This window comes from Halorubrum aethiopicum (assembly GCF_001542905.1).
Taxonomy (GTDB): domain Archaea; phylum Halobacteriota; class Halobacteria; order Halobacteriales; family Haloferacaceae; genus Halorubrum; species Halorubrum aethiopicum.
In genome coordinates this window covers 375929-394037 of the sequence record NZ_LOAJ01000001.1, presented here as the reverse complement: position 1 = coordinate 394037, position 18109 = coordinate 375929, and the positions used below count along the sequence as shown (strand labels likewise).

17 protein-coding genes are annotated in these 18109 nt (G+C 70.0%); 15 read left to right on the top strand and 2 right to left on the bottom strand.

Going from position 1 to position 18109, the window contains the following annotated elements; all coding sequences use genetic code 11:
- Positions 1-12 precede the first annotated feature (12 nt).
- From AXA68_RS01935 to AXA68_RS01880, 12 genes are all read left to right on the top strand, one after another.
- Positions 13-2268, top strand: coding sequence for a V-type ATP synthase subunit I (locus tag AXA68_RS01935; RefSeq protein WP_066412081.1), 2256 nt, complete (start codon positions 13-15; stop codon positions 2266-2268).
- A gap of 189 nt (positions 2269-2457) precedes the next feature.
- A complete protein-coding gene (locus AXA68_RS01930) occupies positions 2458-2709 on the top strand; it encodes an ATP synthase subunit K (protein ID WP_066412079.1) in 252 nt (83 codons plus the stop codon).
- A gap of 22 nt (positions 2710-2731) precedes the next feature.
- Positions 2732-3310, top strand: coding sequence for a V-type ATP synthase subunit E (locus AXA68_RS01925; RefSeq protein ID WP_066412077.1), 579 nt, complete (start codon positions 2732-2734; stop codon positions 3308-3310).
- On the top strand, positions 3307-4353 hold the full coding sequence (locus AXA68_RS01920; protein ID WP_066412074.1) for a V-type ATP synthase subunit C: 1047 nt from the start codon (positions 3307-3309) through the stop codon (positions 4351-4353). The genes AXA68_RS01925 and AXA68_RS01920 overlap by 4 nt, the downstream gene beginning before the upstream one ends.
- Entirely contained in the window at positions 4350-4679 is a 330-nt protein-coding gene (locus AXA68_RS01915) for a V-type ATP synthase subunit F (RefSeq protein WP_066412071.1), read from the top strand. The genes AXA68_RS01920 and AXA68_RS01915 overlap by 4 nt, the downstream gene beginning before the upstream one ends.
- A gap of 1 nt (position 4680) precedes the next feature.
- Positions 4681-6453, top strand: a complete 1773-nt coding sequence (locus AXA68_RS01910; protein WP_066412068.1) for an ATP synthase subunit A — start codon at positions 4681-4683, stop codon at positions 6451-6453.
- 2 nt (positions 6454-6455) lie between these two features.
- Positions 6456-7880: a V-type ATP synthase subunit B gene (locus tag AXA68_RS01905; protein ID WP_066412065.1), complete on the top strand. Its 1425-nt coding sequence runs from the start codon at positions 6456-6458 to the stop codon at positions 7878-7880.
- Between the two features lie 133 nt (positions 7881-8013).
- Positions 8014-9675 (top strand): PAS domain-containing protein, encoded by a 1662-nt coding sequence (locus tag AXA68_RS01900; protein WP_066412063.1) that lies wholly within the window; start codon positions 8014-8016, stop codon positions 9673-9675.
- Between the two features lie 89 nt (positions 9676-9764).
- Positions 9765-10514, top strand: a complete 750-nt coding sequence (locus AXA68_RS01895; protein ID WP_394326466.1) for a bacteriorhodopsin — start codon at positions 9765-9767, stop codon at positions 10512-10514.
- A gap of 207 nt (positions 10515-10721) precedes the next feature.
- A complete protein-coding gene (locus AXA68_RS01890; protein ID WP_080505135.1) occupies positions 10722-11555 on the top strand; it encodes a lycopene cyclase domain-containing protein in 834 nt (277 codons plus the stop codon).
- A 103-nt stretch (positions 11556-11658) separates the two neighbouring features.
- Positions 11659-12360 carry a V-type ATP synthase subunit D gene (locus AXA68_RS01885; RefSeq protein ID WP_066412058.1) on the top strand — a complete coding sequence of 234 codons (702 nt, stop codon included), beginning with the start codon at positions 11659-11661 and terminating at the stop codon, positions 12358-12360.
- 57 nt (positions 12361-12417) lie between these two features.
- Positions 12418-12807, top strand: coding sequence for a DUF6276 family protein (locus tag AXA68_RS01880; RefSeq protein WP_066412057.1), 390 nt, complete (start codon positions 12418-12420; stop codon positions 12805-12807).
- 27 nt (positions 12808-12834) lie between these two features.
- Here AXA68_RS01880 and AXA68_RS01875 read toward each other — a convergent pair whose 3' ends face one another.
- The gene (locus AXA68_RS01875) at positions 12835-13236 is read right to left on the bottom strand and encodes a PLD nuclease N-terminal domain-containing protein (protein WP_066412054.1); all 402 of its coding nucleotides are present in this window, start codon (positions 13234-13236) and stop codon (positions 12835-12837) included.
- 200 nt (positions 13237-13436) lie between these two features.
- Here AXA68_RS01875 and AXA68_RS01870 point away from each other — a divergent pair, with 200 nt between their 5' ends.
- The 3 genes from AXA68_RS01870 (at position 13437) to AXA68_RS01860 (ending at position 16483) form a co-directional block, all read left to right on the top strand.
- Positions 13437-14831, top strand: a complete 1395-nt coding sequence (locus AXA68_RS01870; RefSeq protein WP_066412053.1) for a M28 family peptidase — start codon at positions 13437-13439, stop codon at positions 14829-14831.
- Between the two features lie 108 nt (positions 14832-14939).
- Positions 14940-15992: a succinylglutamate desuccinylase/aspartoacylase family protein gene (locus AXA68_RS01865; RefSeq protein ID WP_066412052.1), complete on the top strand. Its 1053-nt coding sequence runs from the start codon at positions 14940-14942 to the stop codon at positions 15990-15992.
- A gap of 116 nt (positions 15993-16108) precedes the next feature.
- On the top strand, positions 16109-16483 hold the full coding sequence (locus AXA68_RS01860) for a DUF192 domain-containing protein (RefSeq protein WP_106388659.1): 375 nt from the start codon (positions 16109-16111) through the stop codon (positions 16481-16483).
- Positions 16484-16518: 35 nt separating this feature from the next.
- Here AXA68_RS01860 and AXA68_RS01855 read toward each other — a convergent pair whose 3' ends face one another.
- Positions 16519-18018: a PAS domain-containing protein gene (locus AXA68_RS01855; RefSeq protein WP_080505134.1), complete on the bottom strand. Its 1500-nt coding sequence runs from the start codon at positions 18016-18018 to the stop codon at positions 16519-16521.
- Positions 18019-18109 lie beyond the last annotated feature (91 nt).

Sequence of the window (18109 nt, the reverse complement as noted above, 5' to 3'; positions counted from 1 at the left end):
AGACCGGAGCAGATGAGCAAGGTGTCGGTGACGGGCTCGAAGCGCGTCATCGACGACGTGATCGAGGCGGCGTACGACCACCACTCGCTCCACGTCAGCGACTACGACGACCGCTACGAGGGGTTCGAACCCGGCACCTCGTTGGAGGGGGCCGAGGAGGTCAACGAGCGGCTCGTCACGGTCCGCTCGCTCGAGAGCATCCTCGACGTCACCGCCGAGGACGCCGACGGGCCGGGACCGCTCGACGACGACGCCCTCACGGCCGAACTCGAGGAGACCCGCGAGCGCGTCAACGAGCTCAACGACCAACGCGACGAGCTCCGCGCCGAGATACGCGACCGCCAGGAGGAGATCGACCGGATGGAGCCGTTCGCCGAGCTCGGCATCGAGCTCGACCTCCTCGGCGGGTACGACTCGCTCGAGGTCGTCGTCGGCGAGGCGAAACCCGGCGCGGTCGAGGAGGCGCTCGCGAAGGCCGACGGCATCGACGCCTTCGAGGTCTTCTCGGGCGGCAACGTCGTGGCCGCGTTCGCCGCGCCCGCCGACGGGGCCGAGGAGGGCGTCCTCCAGGACGCGCTCGTCGGCGTCGACGTCGCGTTCCTCGAGGTGCCCGACGCGACCGCGAGCCCGGCCGAGTACGTCGCCGACCTCGAAAACGAGAAGGCGGACCTCCGGGAGGAGCTCGACGCGGTCGACGCCGAGCTCGAGGAGGTGAAGGCTGAGGCCGCGGGGTTCCTCCTGCGCGCCGAAGAGCAGCTCACCATCGAGGCACAGAAGAAGCAGGCGCCGCTCTCCTTCGCGACCACCGAGAACGCGTTCATCGCGGAGGGGTGGATCCCGACCGCGACGGTCGCCGACTTCGAGGCGGTCATCGCCGACGCCGTCGGCGACCACGCCGAGGTCGAGGAGCTCGAGCGCGCCTCCTTCACCCCCGACGGCGACCACCACACCGAGGCGGTCGCCGACGGCGGGGCCGTCGGCGGCGCTTCCGCTTCTGCCTCCGCGGCCGCCGGCTCCGCAGCGAGCGCCGGCGACGACTCCGCCGGATCGAGCGAGGAGGACGCCGAACGCGAGGCGGCCACGGACGGCGGCCACGCGACCCACGGCGGCGACGACCCGCCGGTCGTCCAGGACAACGGGAGCGCGGCCGGCCCGTTCGAACTGCTCGTCCAGGGCTTCGGCCGGCCGAAGTACTCCGAGTTCGACCCGACGCTTCTGGTCTTCCTCACGTTCCCGCTCATGTTCGGGTTCATGATCGGGGACGTGGGATACGGGGTGTTGTACGCCGCGATCGGCTACTTCCTGTACTCGAACTACGAGGGGACGTTCCGTGAACTCGGCGCGGTCGCCATCTGGGCCGGACTGTTCACGGTCCTGTTCGGGATCTACTTCGGGATCGACGTCTTCGGCTACCACGCCTACCAGCTGTTCGGCATCCACTGGCCGGTCGCCGGGAAGGGGCTCTCCCCGGCCGACCTGAACTGGGCGCTGTCGTTCCTCGTCGTCAGCGTGCTGTTCGGGCTGATCCACCTGAACGTGGGGTACGTCCTCTCGTTCGTCAGCAACTACCAGCAGCACGACCTGAAACACGCGCTGTACGAGGGTGGCTCGTGGCTGCTGCTCCTCAACGGCGCGTGGATCTGGATCTTCAGCCAGCACGTGCCGGGACCGAAGCCCGACTTTCTGTTCGAGTCGGTCTCGATCCTCACCCTCGGCGCCGTCTCGTTCCCCGGCTTCCCGGTCGTCGTGGGGATCGCCGGCCTCGTGGCCGCCGCGCTCGGTGCCGTCCTGCTCGCGATCGGCGAACCGGCCGAGCTCGCCGAGGTGCTCTCGCCCATCGTGAACGTCATCTCGTACGCCCGGATCATGGCGGTGCTGCTCGCGAAGGGCGGAATGGCGCTCGCGGTCAACCTGCTCGCGTTCGGCGCGTACATCGGCGAGGGCGGCGAGGGGAGCTTCCACTTCATCTTCACGCCCGAGTACCTCGCGTACATCCAGGAGCACTCCGTCGCGAACGGCGGCGAGTACGAGCTCGTCTTCGCCGGGCTCACGACCGCGTTCGAGCCGAGCGCCGTCGGGATCCTCGCCTTGGTGGGCGGCGTCGCCGTGGCGTTCGTCGGCCACGTCGTCGTCCTCCTGCTCGGCGTCACCTCCGCCGGCATCCAGGCGGTGCGTCTCGAGTACGTCGAGTTCTTCGGGAAGTTCTACGAGGGCGGCGGCGACGCGTACACGCCGTTCGGGTACGACCGTCAGTACACCGAGGAGTAGCCCGAATCGAGGTCGGAGCGTTCCGCGCTCGACGCCGGCTCCTCCCCGCTCGCCTCGTTCCCTAGAGCGTATTCTACCGCCCTTCTGAGACTCCTCGCGGTGGTTCTCGTCGGTCGTTTTGGGAAGCTTTATGTCCACTGTGGCGGCAACTAGCAACTGTTCGGAGACGAGCAACCGCAACTACTACCAATGCTTGAAGCTACCAACGCACTCGGGAACGCCGTACTGTCCACCGGAGGAACGCTCACTGACCCCAGCGCCGCGGCCGCGCTCGCCGTCGGGCTCGCCGCCCTCGGCGCGGGATACGCGGAGCGGGGCATCGGTTCGGCTGCCGTCGGCGCGATGGCCGAGGACGACGACCTCTTCGTCAACGGGCTCATCCTGACGGTCCTTCCCGAGACGATCGTCATTCTCGCGCTCGTCGTCGTCTTCATCGTCTAAGCGGCCACCCCCTTTCACACCAATGAGTTTGGAAACCGTCGTTGAGGACGTTCGAGACGAAGCCCGCGCGCGTGCGGAGGAGATCCGCGAGGAGGCCGACGCCGAGGCCGAAGAGATCATCGCCGAGGCGGAGGCCGACGCCGAGCGCATCCGCGAGGAGCGGCTCGCCGAGGTCGAGCGACAGATCGACCAGGAGCGCGAGCAGACGCTCTCCTCGGCCAAGCTCGAGGCCAAACAGGAGCGGCTCGGCGCGCGTCGTGACGTCCTCCAGGACGTGTACGACGGCGTCGAGGCGGCGATCGCCGACCTCGAGGAGGACCGCCGGCGCGAGCTGACCGAGGCGGCCCTCGACGCCAGCCTCGCGGAGTTCGACGACGACGAGGACGTCGCCGTCTACACCCGCGCGGAGGACGTCGACCTCCTCGAGGAGCTCGTCGCGGATCGGAACGCGCAGGTCGACGGCGAGGTCGACTGTCTCGGCGGCGTCGTCGCCGAGAGCGACACCTCCCGCGTCCGCGTGAACAACACGTTCGACTCGGTCCTGGAGACGGTCTGGGACGACGAGTTGAAACACGTCTCGGAGCGACTGTTCGACCAATGAGCGCCGCCGGCAGCTCGAACCCGGAGTTCGTCGTCGCGCGGGTTCGCGCCCGCCGCGGCCAGCTCTACGGGGACGAGGAGTACCGCAAGCTGGTCCGGATGTCGCCCGCCGAGATCGCCCGATTCATGGAGGAGTCGAGCTACGAGGCCGAGATCAACGCCTTAGGGAGCCGCCACGGCGGCGTCGACCTCATCGAGTACGCGCTGAACGCGAACCTCGCCAAGCAGTTCGAGGGCATCCTCGACTGGAGCGAGGGGGCGCTGTACGACCTCATCGCTCGCTACCTCCGGAAGTTCGACGCGTGGAACGTGAAGACCGTGATCCGCGGCGTCTACTCCGGCGCGACCCAAGAGGAGATCGAGGTCGACCTCATCCGTGCCGGCGAGTTCGACGACCGCCGGATCCGGCGGCTGCTCGAGGCCGACTCGATCGACGCCGTCGTCGAGGTCCTCGAGGACACGATCTACGGCGACCCCCTGCGGGAGGCGTACGCGGAGTACGAGGAGTCGGACGTCCTCGTCCCCCTCGAGAACGCGGTCGACCGCGCCTTCTACGAGCGCCTCCTCGGGAACCTGCCCGGCGGCGAGCCGACCCGGCAGTACGAGGCGTTCCTCAAGGCGGAGGTCGACTTCCGGAACGCGACGAACGCGCTCCGGCTCGCCCGGTCCGGCGCGGAGATCGACCCCGCCGAGTACTTCATCGAGGGCGGCGAGCTGTTCACCCGCGACACGCTCGCCCGGCTCGCGCGAAACGTCGACGAGCTCGTCGAGTACATCGCGGAGAGCGGGTACGCCGACGATCTCGGCCCGGCGCTGCGCGAACTCGAGGAGGCGGACAGCCTCATCGCGTTCGAGCACGCGACGGACACCGCGCTGTTGGCGTACGGCGACCGGCTCGGCACGGTCCACCCGGTGTCGGTGACGCCGGTGATCTCCTACATCCTCGCGAAGGAGCGAGAGGTGGAGAACATCCGCGCCATCGCCCGCGGGAAGGAGGCCGGCCTGCCGGCCGACGACATCGAATCGGAGCTGGTGATAACATGAGCCAGGAGATCGCCGTCGTCGGCAGTCCGGAGTTCACCACGGGGTTCCGGCTCGCCGGCGTCCGAAAGTTCGAGAACGTGCCGGACGACGAGAAAGAGGAGCGGCTCGACGACGCCGTCGAACGGACGCTCGAGGACGAGACGACCGGCATCATCGTGATGCACGACGCGGACCTCGATCACCTCTCGCGGGGGACTCGCGAGCGGGTCGAGGGGAGCATCGAGCCCGTGCTCGTGACGCTCGGCGCAGGCGGCGCCGGCAGCGGCGGGCTCCGCGACCAGATCAAACGAGCCATCGGCATCGACCTGATGGAGGAGGACGACTAACATGAGCAAAGCAGAATCCACGGAGACCACCGAAACCGGTGTCATCCAGAGCGTGAGCGGTCCGGTCGTGAGCGCCCGCGACCTCGACGCCCGCATGAACGACGTCGTCTACGTCGGCGACGAAGGCCTCATGGGGGAAGTGATCGAGATCGAAGGGAACGTCACGACCATTCAGGTGTACGAGGAGACCTCCGGGGTCGGCCCCGGCGAACCCGTCGAGAACACGGGCGAGCCGCTGTCGGTCGACCTGGGTCCGGGAATGTTGGACGCCATCTACGACGGCGTCCAGCGCCCCCTGGACGTGCTGGAGGGCAAGATGGGCAGCCCCTACCTCGACCGCGGGGTCGACGCGCCCGGCATCGACCTCGAGAAGGAGTGGGAGTTCGAGCCCGAGGTCGCGGCCGGCGACGAGGTCGGCCGCGGCGACGTCGTCGGGATCGTCGAGGAGACGGTCACCATCGACCACAAGGTGATGGTGCCGCCGGACGCCCTCGAGGAGGGCGAGACCGCGGAGGTCGTCTCCGTCGAGTCCGGCTCCTTCGACGTGACCGAGACGGTCGTCGAGCTCTCGAACGGGGCCGAGGTCTCGATGCACCAGGAGTGGCCGGTGCGCGAGCCCCGCCCCTCCGCGAACAAGAAGACGCCCCGGACGCCGCTCGTGTCCGGTCAGCGCATCCTCGACGGCCTGTTCCCCATCGCGAAGGGCGGGACGGCCGCCATCCCCGGCCCGTTCGGCTCCGGGAAGACGGTCACCCAACACCAGCTCGCGAAGTACGCCGACGCGGACATCATCGTCTACGTCGGCTGCGGCGAGCGCGGCAACGAGATGACGGAGGTCATCGAGGACTTCCCCGAACTCGAGGACCCGGCCAACGGCAACCCGCTGATGGCCCGGACCTCGCTCATCGCGAACACGTCGAACATGCCCGTCGCGGCGCGTGAGTCCTGTATCTACACCGGGATCACGATCGCGGAGTACTACCGCGACATGGGGTACGACGTGGCGCTCATGGCCGACTCCACCTCGCGGTGGGCGGAGGCCATGCGCGAGATCTCCTCGCGGCTCGAGGAGATGCCCGGCGAGGAGGGGTACCCCGCGTACCTCGCCGCCCGCCTGGCGCAGTTCTACGAGCGCGCCGGCTACTTCGAGAACGTCAACGGGACGGAGGGTTCGGTCTCCGCGATCGGCGCGGTGAGCCCGCCCGGCGGCGACTTCTCCGAGCCGGTCACCCAGAACACGCTGCGGATCGTGAAGACGTTCTGGGCGCTCGACGCGGATCTGGCCGAACGGCGGCACTTCCCGTCGATCAACTGGAACGAGTCGTACTCGCTGTACAAGAACCAGCTCGACCCCTGGTTCCAGGAGAACGTCTCCGAGGACTGGCCCGAGAAGCGGCAGTGGGCCGTCGACGTGCTCGACGAGGAGACGGAGCTCCAGGAGATCGTCCAGCTGGTCGGCAAGGACGCGCTTCCCGACGACCAGCAGCTCACGCTCGAGGTCGCCCGGTACCTGCGCGAGGCGTACCTCCAGCAGAACGCGTTCCACCCGGTGGACACCTACTGTCCGCCCGAGAAGACGTACCTCATGTTGACGACGATCGAGACGTTCAACGACGAGGCGTTCGACGCGCTGGAGGCGGGCGTCCCGGTCGAGGAGATCATCGACATCGACTCCGTCCCGCGGATCAACCGGATCGGCGTCCAGGAGGACTACGAGGAGTTCGTCGAGGAGCTGAAAGCGGACATCACCGAGGAGCTTCGGAGCCTCTACTGACCATGAAAGAGTATCAAACCATCACCGAGATCAGCGGCCCCCTCGTGTACGCCGAGGTCGACGAGGCGATCGGCTACGACGAGATCGTCGAGATCGAGACGGCACAGGGGGAGACGCTGCGCGGCCAGGTGCTCGAATCCTCGGAGGGCGTCGTCGCCATCCAGGTGTTCGAGGGCACCTCCGGCATCGACCAGAACGCGTCCGTCCGATTCCTGGGCGAGACGATGAAGATGCCCGTCACCGAGGACCTCCTCGGACGGGTCCTCGACGGCTCCGGCCGCCCGATCGACGACGGCCCGGAGATCGTCCCCGAGGAGCGACAGGACATCGTCGGCGCGGCGATCAACCCGTACTCCCGGGAGTACCCCGAGGAGTTCATCGAGACGGGCGTCTCCGCGATCGACGGCATGAACACCTTGGTTCGGGGACAGAAGCTCCCGATCTTCTCGAGTTCCGGCCAGCCGCACAGCGAACTGGCGATGCAGATCGCCCGGCAGGCCAGCGTGCCCGAGGAGGAGGAGGGCGGCGACGACGAGGAGGGCTCCGAGTTCGCCGTCATCTTCGGCGCGATGGGGATCACCCAGGAGGAGGCCAACGAGTTCATGGAGGACTTCGAGCGCACCGGCGCGCTCGAACGCTCCGTCGTCTTCATGAACCTCGCGGACGACCCCGCCGTCGAGCGGACGGTCACCCCGCGGATGGTCCTGACGACGGCCGAGTACCTCGCCTTCGAGAAGGACTACCACGTCCTCGTCATCCTGACGGACATGACGAACTACTGCGAGGCGCTCCGCGAGATCGGCGCGGCCCGCGAGGAGGTCCCGGGGCGGCGTGGCTACCCCGGCTACATGTACACCGACCTGGCGCAGCTGTACGAGCGCGCGGGCCGGATCGAGGGACGCGAGGGCTCGGTGACGCAGATCCCGATCCTCACGATGCCCGGCGACGACGACACCCACCCGATCCCGGACCTGACCGGGTACATCACGGAGGGGCAGATCTACGTCGACCCCGACCTCAACAGCCAGGGTCTCGAGCCGCCGGTGAACGTGCTTCCCAGCCTCTCGCGGCTGATGGACGACGGCATCGGCGAGGGGCTCACCCGCGCCGACCACGGCGGCGTCTCCGACCAGATGTACGCGGCGTACGCGGAGGGCGAGGACCTCCGCGACCTCGTGAACATCGTCGGCCGCGAGGCGCTCTCCGAGCGCGACAACAAGTACCTCGACTTCGCGGACGCCTTCGAGACGGAGTTCGTCGACCAGGGCTTCGACACGAACCGCGAGCTCGAGGAGACCCTCGAGATCGGCTGGGACCTCCTCTCGATGCTGCCGAAGGAGGAACTCAACCGCGTCGACGAGGAGTACATCGAGGAGTACTACCGCGAGGAGGACTCCGAGCGCGAAGTCGTCGAAGCCGCCGACTAACCTTCGACCCCTTTTCCTCGTCGGTGCGGTCGCGAGCGGCCGCGCCGTCCGCCGACCCATCGACCGCATCGTCGACGAGGAACCCGCGGCGTTCGACCCCCCACGTTTTGGTCGTCCAATGCCATGTAACCACATGACACGGTCGGAGCACCCGGGAGGCGACCCGGAGCCCGAACGAGTGACGCGCGAGGCCGCCCGGACGACGTCGGCGAGCACCGAGGCCGTCGACGAGGCGTTGAAGACGCGGGCGATGGACGAGGCTCCGGTCGGGATCACGGTCGCGGACGCGACGCGGCACGACATGCCGCTGATCTACGCGAACGCCGCCTTCGAGCGGATCACGGGGTACCCGCCGTCGTACGCGGTCGGCCGGAACTGTCGGTTCCTCCAGGGAGAGGCGACGCGCGACGCGCCGGTGGATCGAATGCGCGCCGCCATCGAGGAGGGCACGGCCACGACGGTGGAGCTGCGGAACTACCGGCGGGACGGCGAGCTGTTCTGGAACGAGGTGACGATCGCGCCGCTGCGGGACGAAACCGGCGAGATCGCCTACTACGTCGGCTTTCAACAGGACGTCACCGCTCGGAAACACGCCGAGCGGGCGGCCGCGAACCGGGCGGCGCGGATCGAACGCGAGCGGCTCGCACAGGAGCGCCTGCTCGAGCGGCTCGACGGCGTCGTCGCCGACGTCACCGAGGCCGTGGCTCGCGCGTCGTCGCGGGCGGAGCTCCGGGAGGCGGTCGTCGAGAGCATCGCGAACACGTACGTCGGCACGTGGATCGGCGGGTACGATCCCGCGACCGAGACGGTCCTGCCGGAGGTCGCGGGGGGAACGACGGAGCCGGACGTCGAGGACCGGGCGGTGGCGGTCGACGACCCCGGCGACCGGACGGTCGACCGCGTCGTCGCGGAGGCGGTGGACGGCCGGGCCGTCCGTCTCGAGTCGCTCTCCTCGGAGGGGCCCGAGGAGGCGGCCGCCGTCGCCGGCGTGCCGCTACACTTCGGCGAGGCGACCTACGGGGCCGTCGCCGTCTACGTCCAGACCGAGGAGTTCCGGGACTACGAGCGCGACGTGTTGGCTGCGCTCGGACGGGCGATCGCGATCGGGATCAACGCGCTGGAGAGCCAGCGGACGCTCCGTGGCGACGAGGTCGTCGAGTTCCGGCTGGAGATCGGCGACCACCCGCTGGCCGCGTTCGGGGAGGCGCTCTCCCGTTCGCTCCGATACGCCGGGACCGTCGGCGACCGCGAGGAGCGGTCGTTCCTGTTCGAACTCGACGACGGCGTCGACGCCGAGACGATCCGCGCGGCCGGGAGGGACTCCGGCGTCACGGTACACGCGGTGTTCGCGGCGGCGACCGAGACGCCGGTCGTCGAGCTGTCGGTCGGCGAGTCGCCGCTCGAAGAACTGCTCAGGGAGTACAGCGGCGAGCTGTGCGGCTGGAGCGTCGAGGGGGGCGTCGCGGTCGCGACGGTCGAGGTCGGTCGGGAGGCGCTCGCCCGCTCGCTCGCGAACGACGCCCTCGATCGGTTCGAGAACGCGGACCTCCGCAGCTACCGCCGGCGGGAGCGACGCCACGAGACCCGCCGCGAGTTCGTCGCCGAGATCGAGTCGCGGCTGACCGACCGCCAGCGGGCCGCGCTGCTCCGCGCGCACACGAGCGGCTACTTCGAGTGGCCGCACAGGACGACGGGCGAGGAGCTCGCCGACTCGATGGGCGTCAGTCGGTCCACGTTCCACCAGCACCTGCGGGCGGCGTACCGCAAGATCGCGACGGCGATCTTCGACCGGTGACCGGCCCATGATCGCCGGGGTCGGCCCGGGTTACCAAACTGGTTGTGTACGCTGCTTAGTATTCATTAAATCATATATACAATTGGATCATGATGGCAACACCCGGAGGCGAAGCGCTGTGGCTGTGGATCGGGACGTTAGGCATGTTCCTGGGGATGTTGTACTTCATCGCCAGGGGCTGGGGAGAGACCGACAGACGGCGTCAGGAGTTCTACATCGTCACGATCTTCATCACCGCGATCGCGTTCGTCAACTACCTCGCGATGGCGCTCGGGTTCGGGCTGACGACGGTGACCCTCGGCGGCGAGGAGCTGCCCATCTACTGGGCCCGGTACACCGACTGGCTGTTCACGACGCCGCTTCTGCTCGTGGACCTCGGGCTCCTCGTCGGGGCGACGCGGAACCAGCTCGCCTCGCTGGTCGGGCTCGACGTGTTGATGATCGGCACCGGCGCGATCGCGACGCTGTCGACGAGCGCGGCCGTGCTCTCGGCGGGCGGGACGCGGCTCGTCTGGTGGGGCGTCTCCACCGGCTTCCTGCTCGTGTTGTTGTACATGCTGTACGGCTCGCTCGACGAGAAGGCGAGCCAGCTCTCGGGTCAGGCGGCCTCGACGTTCAGCACCCTGCGGACGCTGATCGTCGTCGTCTGGCTGGTCTATCCGGTGTGGTGGCTCCTCGGAACCGAGGGGCTCCAGATCGTCTCGCTGAACGTCGAGACGGCCGGCTTCATGGTGCTCGATCTGGTCGCGAAGGTCGGCTTCGGGCTCATCCTGCTGTCGAGCCGCGAGGTGCTCGACGCGGCCGGCGCGGCGGCGGCCAGCGCGGAGCCGGCCGACTGAGCGACGCAGTCGAAACGGACGACCGACGACCGATCGCCCGGAGCGGTCGACGGTTCCGGCGCGGACGGCGAAGCGACGCCGTCCGCCGGGCCGGCGTCACGCGCCGACTCGCCGACTCGCCGTCCGCCTCGCGGTTCGACCGAGTGATCCCGTGATCCGACCTACCCGTCCCGTGGCTCGACCGACGCGACCGCTCCGCACTCACCCATGACCGTCCCGTTCACCTACCTCCAGTTCCACCTCGCGTTCCTGGTGCCGGCCGTGTTGTTCCTGATCGCGACCGGCTTCGTGAGCCGGTCGCGGGCCGTCGACACCGACGCCGAGGGGCTGCGTGGGTGGCGACACTACTGGGCGGGGGTGGCGATCGTCACGGTCGTCGCGCTGGCGTACACGACCCCGTGGGACAACTACCTCATCGCCAGGGGCGTGTGGTGGTACGGCGACGGTCGGACGGTGTTCCACCTCTGGCACGCGCCGCTGGAGGAGTACCTGTTCATCGTCGTCCAGCCCTGGCTGACGGCGCTGTGGCTCGCGCATTTCCGTGCCCGAGCCGAGTGGGACCGCAGCCGGCGGCCCGTCGCGTGGCGCGTCGGCGGGTTCGCGCTCGCGGCGGCGCTCGGGGTCGTCGGGTGGCGGCTGCTCGCCACCGACGGGGCCTTCTACCTCGGTGCGGTCCTCGCGTGGGCCGCGCCGGTGTTGGCGCTCCAGTGGCTCGTCGGCGCGCCGCAGCTGTGGGCGCGTCGACGGACGGTCGCGCTCGGGACGCTCGTCCCGACGCTGTACCTCTGTGTCGCCGACCGGATCGCCATCGAGTACGGGATCTGGGTCCTCTCGGAGCGGTACACGACCGGAATGACCGTCGCGGGGCTCCCGGTCGAGGAGGCGACGTTCTTCCTCGTGACGAACCTCTTCGTCGTCCAGGGGCTCGTCCTCTACCGTTTGGTGACGGTTCGCGTGGCCGGACGGACGGCGACCGAGCCGCGCGTCGTCGACGCCGCGGCGCGAGCGCCCGAGACCGACCCCGACCTCGACGGTCGCTGACCGCCGCTGACGACCGAGAGACGGCGGGACGCGGGGCGTCCGCGGCCCGCACGTCCGCGAACAATAAACAGTTAACAGGCTCCGTCCGCAACCCTTCGACAAGATGGCAAAGGACGTCAAACCGACCCGGAAGAACCTGATGGCGATCGAAGACCGGATCGAGCTCTCCGAGCGGGGCCACGACACGCTCGAACAGAAGCGCGACGGCCTCATCATGGAGTTCATGGACATCCTCGATCAGGCCCAGGACGTCCGGTCGGACATGGCGGACGACTACGAGACCGCCCAGCGCAAGATCGACATGGCCCGGGCGATGGAGGGCGACGTCGCGGTCCGCGGCGCGGCCGCGGCGCTGAAAGAGCACCCCGAGATCACCACGCAGTCGAAGAACATCATGGGCGTCGTCGTCCCGCAGATCGAGTCCTCCAAGGTGAAAAAGAGCCTCGACGAGCGCGGGTACGGCCTGCTCGGCTCCTCCGCCCGGATCGACGAGGCCGCCGACGCCTACGAGGAGCTGCTCGAGTCGATCATCCTCGCCGCCGAGGTCGAGACGGCGATGAAGAAGATGCTCGAGGAGATCGAGACGACGAAACGCCGCGTCAACGCCCTCGAGTTCACCCTGCTTCCCCGCCTGTACGAGAACCAGGAGTACATCGAGCAGAAGCTCGAGGAACAGGAGCGCGAGGAGATCTTCCGGCTCAAGAAGATCAAGGCGAAAAAGGAGGAGGAAGAGGCCGAAGCGGAGGCCGAAGCCGAGGCGGCGGCGGCCGCCGGCGCGGTCGAGGAGCCCGAGGCGGCCGACTGACGCGCGCGTCGTCCGGAACCTCGAGCGCTCGTTTCTCTCCCGCCCCGATCACCGAGCATGACCTGCCCACACTGTTCCGCGTCCGCGGTCGCGTTCCTCGTCCCGCCGGAACTCCGCGACCACGCGCCGGCCGACGAGACCGCGATCTGTACGCGGTGCCTCCGAACCGCTCCCGCCGCCGACGCCGGGATCGAGCCGGTCCCGGAGGGACCGCCCGACCTCGCCGCCGTCGACCCGGCGTTTCCCGACGGCGACGCCGGGGTCGCGCTGGCCCTGCTCTGCGGTCACCTGGAGTCGTTCGCGCTGTCGCGCGCGTCGATCGAGGCGCTCGTCGAGCACGCTGAACGGGAGGGGTCGGACGTCCTCGCCTTCCTCGACCGGCTCGACGCCGAGCGAGCGGCCTTCGACCTCGAGCGCCGTCGAACCGCGCTCTTGGACCTGCTTTGAGTTCGGTTCGGCCGATTCCCCTCGCCCTCAGAGGTCGACGCCCGGCGGGTCGTTCCACTCGTCGCCGTCGCCCGTCTCGCTTCCGTCGGCCGTCCGGTCCCCGTCGTTCGATCGACTCCCGTCGACCGACCCGTTCCCGTCGCCGTCGGCTCCCGTCCCGCCGGGATCGAGCAGCTCCTCGCCCCGTCTGGACTCGTGGACCGCGAAGGTCGTGCCCCGCGCGTACGGGTCCTCCTCGGGGTCGTAGTCGCGTTCGTCGCGCTCGAAGAGGTACGCGAAGAAGCCGAACAGCGGGACGAGAAACGAGATCGCGGCCCACTTCCGCGGGTTCATCCCGCGCTTCGGCGCGTCGAGGTACGCGTACGCGGCGAACGCGGCGAGCCACGCGAGCGGGAGTCCGATCAGGATGGCGGCGAGGAAGGGTTCCATACGCCCGCTTCGGCCCGACGGACATAACTTCCTGGGTCGGATCGGCGTCGACGGCTCGCCGGTTCGCTCGGATCGTCGGCTCGTCGGCAGCCCGGATCGTCGGCTCGTCGGCAGCCCGGATCGCCGCGCCCCGCGATCTCCCGGCAATCGCCCCGTCGTGCCCGCAGAATCATATACCGGAAGCGCCTGTACGTGAGCGTATGACATCTCTGCCGTCCGAGACCGTCGGTGACGCGTACACGGATTCGACCGCCTGGGAGCTGCTCGCCGATCTCTCCGACCTCGGCGACCGGATGCCCGGACACGAGGGGGAGGCCGTCGGGGCGTCGCTCGTCGCCGACGCCTTCGAGGAGGCCGGACTTTCCGAGGTCTCGACCACCGAGTTCCCGATCCCCGGCTGGTGGCGCGGGGAGGCGTCCCTGACCGTCGACCACGACGGCCGAACCACGACCTTCGGCGGGAGCCACGAGCTCGTCGAACTGCCGGGGACGCCCTCCGGGGAGGTCACCGGCGAGATCGTCGACATGGGGTACGGCCTCCCCGAGGACTTCGAGGACGTCGATCTCTCCGGCTGTATCGCGATGGCGTCGAGTCTCACCCCCGACGACTACGGCCGCTGGGTCCACCGCAGCGAGAAGTACGACTACGCGGCCGAGTCGGGCGCGGAGGGGTTCATCTTCTACAACCACATCGAGGGATCGCTTCCCCCGACCGGCGACGTGGGTCACACGAACGGGCCGGGCCCGATCCCGGCGGTCGGGTTGAGCAAGGAGCTCGGCAGCCAGCTCGCGCGCCACTGCGACGAGGTGGAGGGTGACGGCGGCATCGACGCGACCCTCTCCGTCGAGGCGCGAAACGAGCCGGCGACCTCCGCGAACGTCGAGGCGGTCGTCGGCCCCGACACCGACGAGGAGGTCCTCTACACCGCCCACGTCGACGCACACGACGTGGGGGTCGGCGCGAACGACAACGGCTTCGGCTCGGCGCTCGTCGTCGGCGTCGGCCGCGTGCTCGCGTCGATCGAGGACGACCTCGAGACGCGGGTGCGGCTCGTCGTCTTCGGGGCCGAGGAGACCGGCCTCTACGGCTCGTACTACTGGTCGCACACCCACGACCTCGACCGCGTGAAGTGCGTGCTCAACGTCGACGGCGCGGGCTACTCGCGGAACCTCGAGATCTACCCCCACGGCGCGTCGGGGCTCGGCGAGGCGTTCGAGGAGGTGAGCGAGGAGTTCGACGTGCCGATCGTCGTCGAGGACGGGCTCCGCCCCCACAGCGACCACTGGCCGTTCGTCCAGCGCGGCGTCGCCGGCGGCCAGGGGCGATCGACCGCCGAGGACAGCGGCCGCGGCTGGGGCCACACCCACGGCGACACCCTCGATAAACTGGACGTCCGCGACCTCCGCGAGCTGACCGTGCTGTGTGCGGCCGGCGTCGCGAAGCTGGCCGAGTCGGACCGCGAGATCGAGGGGCGCGACCCCGAATCGGTCAAGGAGGAGACGATCGAGGAGGGCCACGACGTCGGGATGAAGGCGACGGATTCCTGGCCGTGGGGCGAGGATCGGCCGTGGCCGTGGGCCGACGAGCTGGAGTGATCGGTCGACCCCTCGCCGAAGCACGTACACTCATGTCGACGGGGACACTCGGTCCGGCGTGATGGCATCTCGAGACGGCGGACGCCGGCGACATCGCGGAGGGAACCGATGAAGGTGGGCACGGCCGAGGCCGCCCCCGGCGAGCGGGCGATCGGCCACCGGGCCGTCACCGGACTGCCGACCGGCGGCTCCGAGGAGCTCCCGGTGACGGTCCTCAACGGGGTCGACCCCGGGCCGGTCGTGTGGGTGACCGGGACGATCCACGGCGACGAGCCGACCGGGATGGCGGTGACACACGCCGTCGCCGACCGGATCGACGTCGCCGAGCTCGCGGGAGCGGTGGTCTGTCTGCCGATCATGAATCCCGCGGGGTTCCGGACCAACTCGCGGGCCGCCTACTACCACGGCGACGACCCGAACCGCTACTTCGGCCGCGACGACGCCGACGCGGAGGCCCCGCCCCGCGTCCAGCAGGTCGTCTGCGAGCGGATCTACGGGGACATGCTCGACACCGCCGACGCGATCCTCTCTCTACACACCTCGTGGGTGGCGACGCACCCGTACACGATCCGGCCGCGGGTCCCCTACGGCGAGGACCGGAGCGTGTCGGACGCGGCGGTGCTCCGCGACCGGCTCGTCGAGCTCACCGAGGCGTTCGGGATGCCGGTCGTCAACCAGTACCCGCCGGGCGAGACCGCGACCCGCGACCTCCAGCACTCGCTCACCGGGGCGGCCGTCGCCGACGGGATCCCGGCGTTCACCCCGGAGCTCGGCGGCCGGCTCGTCGTCGAGCGCGACGTCGCCGCGGCGGCCGTCGACGGCACGTGGAACGTCCTCCACGCCCTCGAGATGGTCGAGGAGCCGGCCGACCGACATCCCGAGCTCGCGTTCGATCACGACGGCCAGCTCCGGCGGTTCGACGGCCCGCACGCCGACGTGGCAGGGATCGTCCGCTATCGGGCGACGGAGGGGGAGTTCGTCGAGGCCGGCGAGGTCGTCGCCGAGATACTCGACCCGCACGGCGAGGTGAAACGCGAGGTCGAAGCCGAGCGCGACGGGTACGTCCTCAGCCGTCGCGAGCGCGCCGCGGTCTACGAGAACGACGCGCTCTACGACATGGCGGTTCCCGACGACGACCCGCTTCTGATCGAGTCGGCGTAGGCCGCATCCTCCTCCGCCGCCCCCGTCGCCCCCGCCCCCGTCGCCCCCGCCGACCGTCGGCCACGTCCGGTCGCGGCCCCCTCGACCCACCGGGCTATTTATTCACCGCCGCCGACCTGCCGGACGTGCGACTCGTTCACCGACCCGACCGGGGATCGCCCGCGACCCGCGAGGCGCGGACGCTCGCGAGCGACGTCGACGTGGCGCGCTCGCGGCTCGGGCAGGCGCGCGGGCTGATGTTCCGCCGGTCGATCCCCGACGACTACGCGCTCGTGTTCCCCTTCGAGGAGGTCGGGACGCGGTGGCTCCACATGCTGTTCGTTCCGTTCGCGATCGACGCGATCTGGATCGTCGACGGGGAGGTCACGCGGGTGAAGCGGCTCGCGCCGTTCGTCGGGCTCGGGCGCGGCGAGGCCGACACCGTCGTCGAGCTACCCGCGGGAGCGGCCGACGGGGTCGCGGTCGGCGACGAGGTCGGCTACCGCGAGTGAGCCGGGAGGCGGACGGCGCGCTCCTCGCTCCTCGCTCACCCCTCGTCGGGCACCCGGAGGCTGAGCTCGATCCGGCTCCCGCCGTCGGTGCTCTCGGTGATGTCGAGGCGGCCGCCGCCGGCGGTGACGACCCAGTGGACGTACCAGAGTCCGAGGCCGCTCGTGTGTTTCAACTGCGTCTCCTCGCCGGTGAGCACGGCGCGCTCTGCCGGCGGGATCCCGGGGCCGTCGTCGGCGACAACGAGCGAGACCCACGACTCGCTCGGCAGCTCCGCCGCCGAGACGCGCACGCTCGGCCGGTCGGCGTCGCCGTGGCGGATCGCGTTGTCGAGGAGTTCGGCGATCGCGTCCGGCAGTCGGTCGACCCCGGAGACGGTGAGATCGGCGGGGACGTCGACCTCGACGTCGGCCGCCTCGCGGAGTTCGGCGGGAAGCGACTCGAGCGCGGACGACACGACCCGCGACAGCGGGAGCGGCTCCGGCTCCGGACGCTCGGCGAGCAGCCGTTCGACCTTCCGGGCGGTCTCGCCGAGGTGGAGCAGCCGCCCCGCCGTCTCCACCACGCGGTCGAGCTGTGCGATCGCCTCGGGGTCGTCGACCGCGTTCCGCGCCTGCTCGGAGAAGCCGGTGACGACGTTGAGGTCGTTTCGGAAGTTGTGTCTGAGCACCCGCGTCAACACCGCGAGCCGCTCCTCGCGGACCGACTCGTCCGTGCGGTCCTCGCCGAGCACGACCGCCCCGACGACCTCCGAGCCGTCCGTCACCGGCCCCATCGTCAGCCGGTAGGGCACCTCCTCGCCGGAGCGCGTCAGGAGCGTCGCCTCGCGCTCGACGACGATCCCGTCCCGATAGACCCGCGTCAGCCCCTCGGAGACGGTCGACCCGTCGTCGAACAGGTCGGCGAACGCCCGACCGTCCAGGTCGGCCGCGTCGTAGCCGGCGTCCGCGCTCGCCCGCTCGTTCCATCGGTCGATCGTCCCGCGCGCGTCACACCGGAACAGCGCCAGCGGGAGCGTCGACGCCACCGCGTCGAGGGTCCGGGCGCGAGAGCGGTTCCGCCGCTCGGCGCGGACCCGCGCCGTCACGTCGGTCGCGACCGCGATCAGCCACTCCCGTCCGGCGAGCGTCGCCGCGTGCGCGCGGAGCCGGAGCCGCCGCGTGTCGCCGTCGACCGCGACGTCCACCTCCGCGGAGACCGCCCCCTCGCCGGCGACGACCCCCGAGAACGCGTCCGCGACCGGCTCGCCCGCGACGGTCGTCCCCGACGCGGCGAGATCCGACAGCCCCGACAGCGTCAGCGCCGACGGTTCCCGCGCGAGGAGCGTCGCCGCCGCGTCGTTGACGGCGCGTATCGCGAGGCTCTCCGGGTCGCACGCGAGCGTCGCCGCCGGGATCGCCCCGACGAGCGACCGGGCGAGCGCGACGCCGTCCCCGTCGGACCGCGAGGCTGCCGGGGCGGCCGGCGGCTCGTCGCTCGGGGCGGCCGACCGACCGTCGCTCGGATCGACCGCCCGGTCCTCGTCCTCGCGAGCCATGGCTACCGGAGGGAGTACCCCCGAACGTATATGAATGCGTGTTCGATCGGGCACGTCGACGAGGGGTCGGAGCCGCCCGATTCGTCCGTCC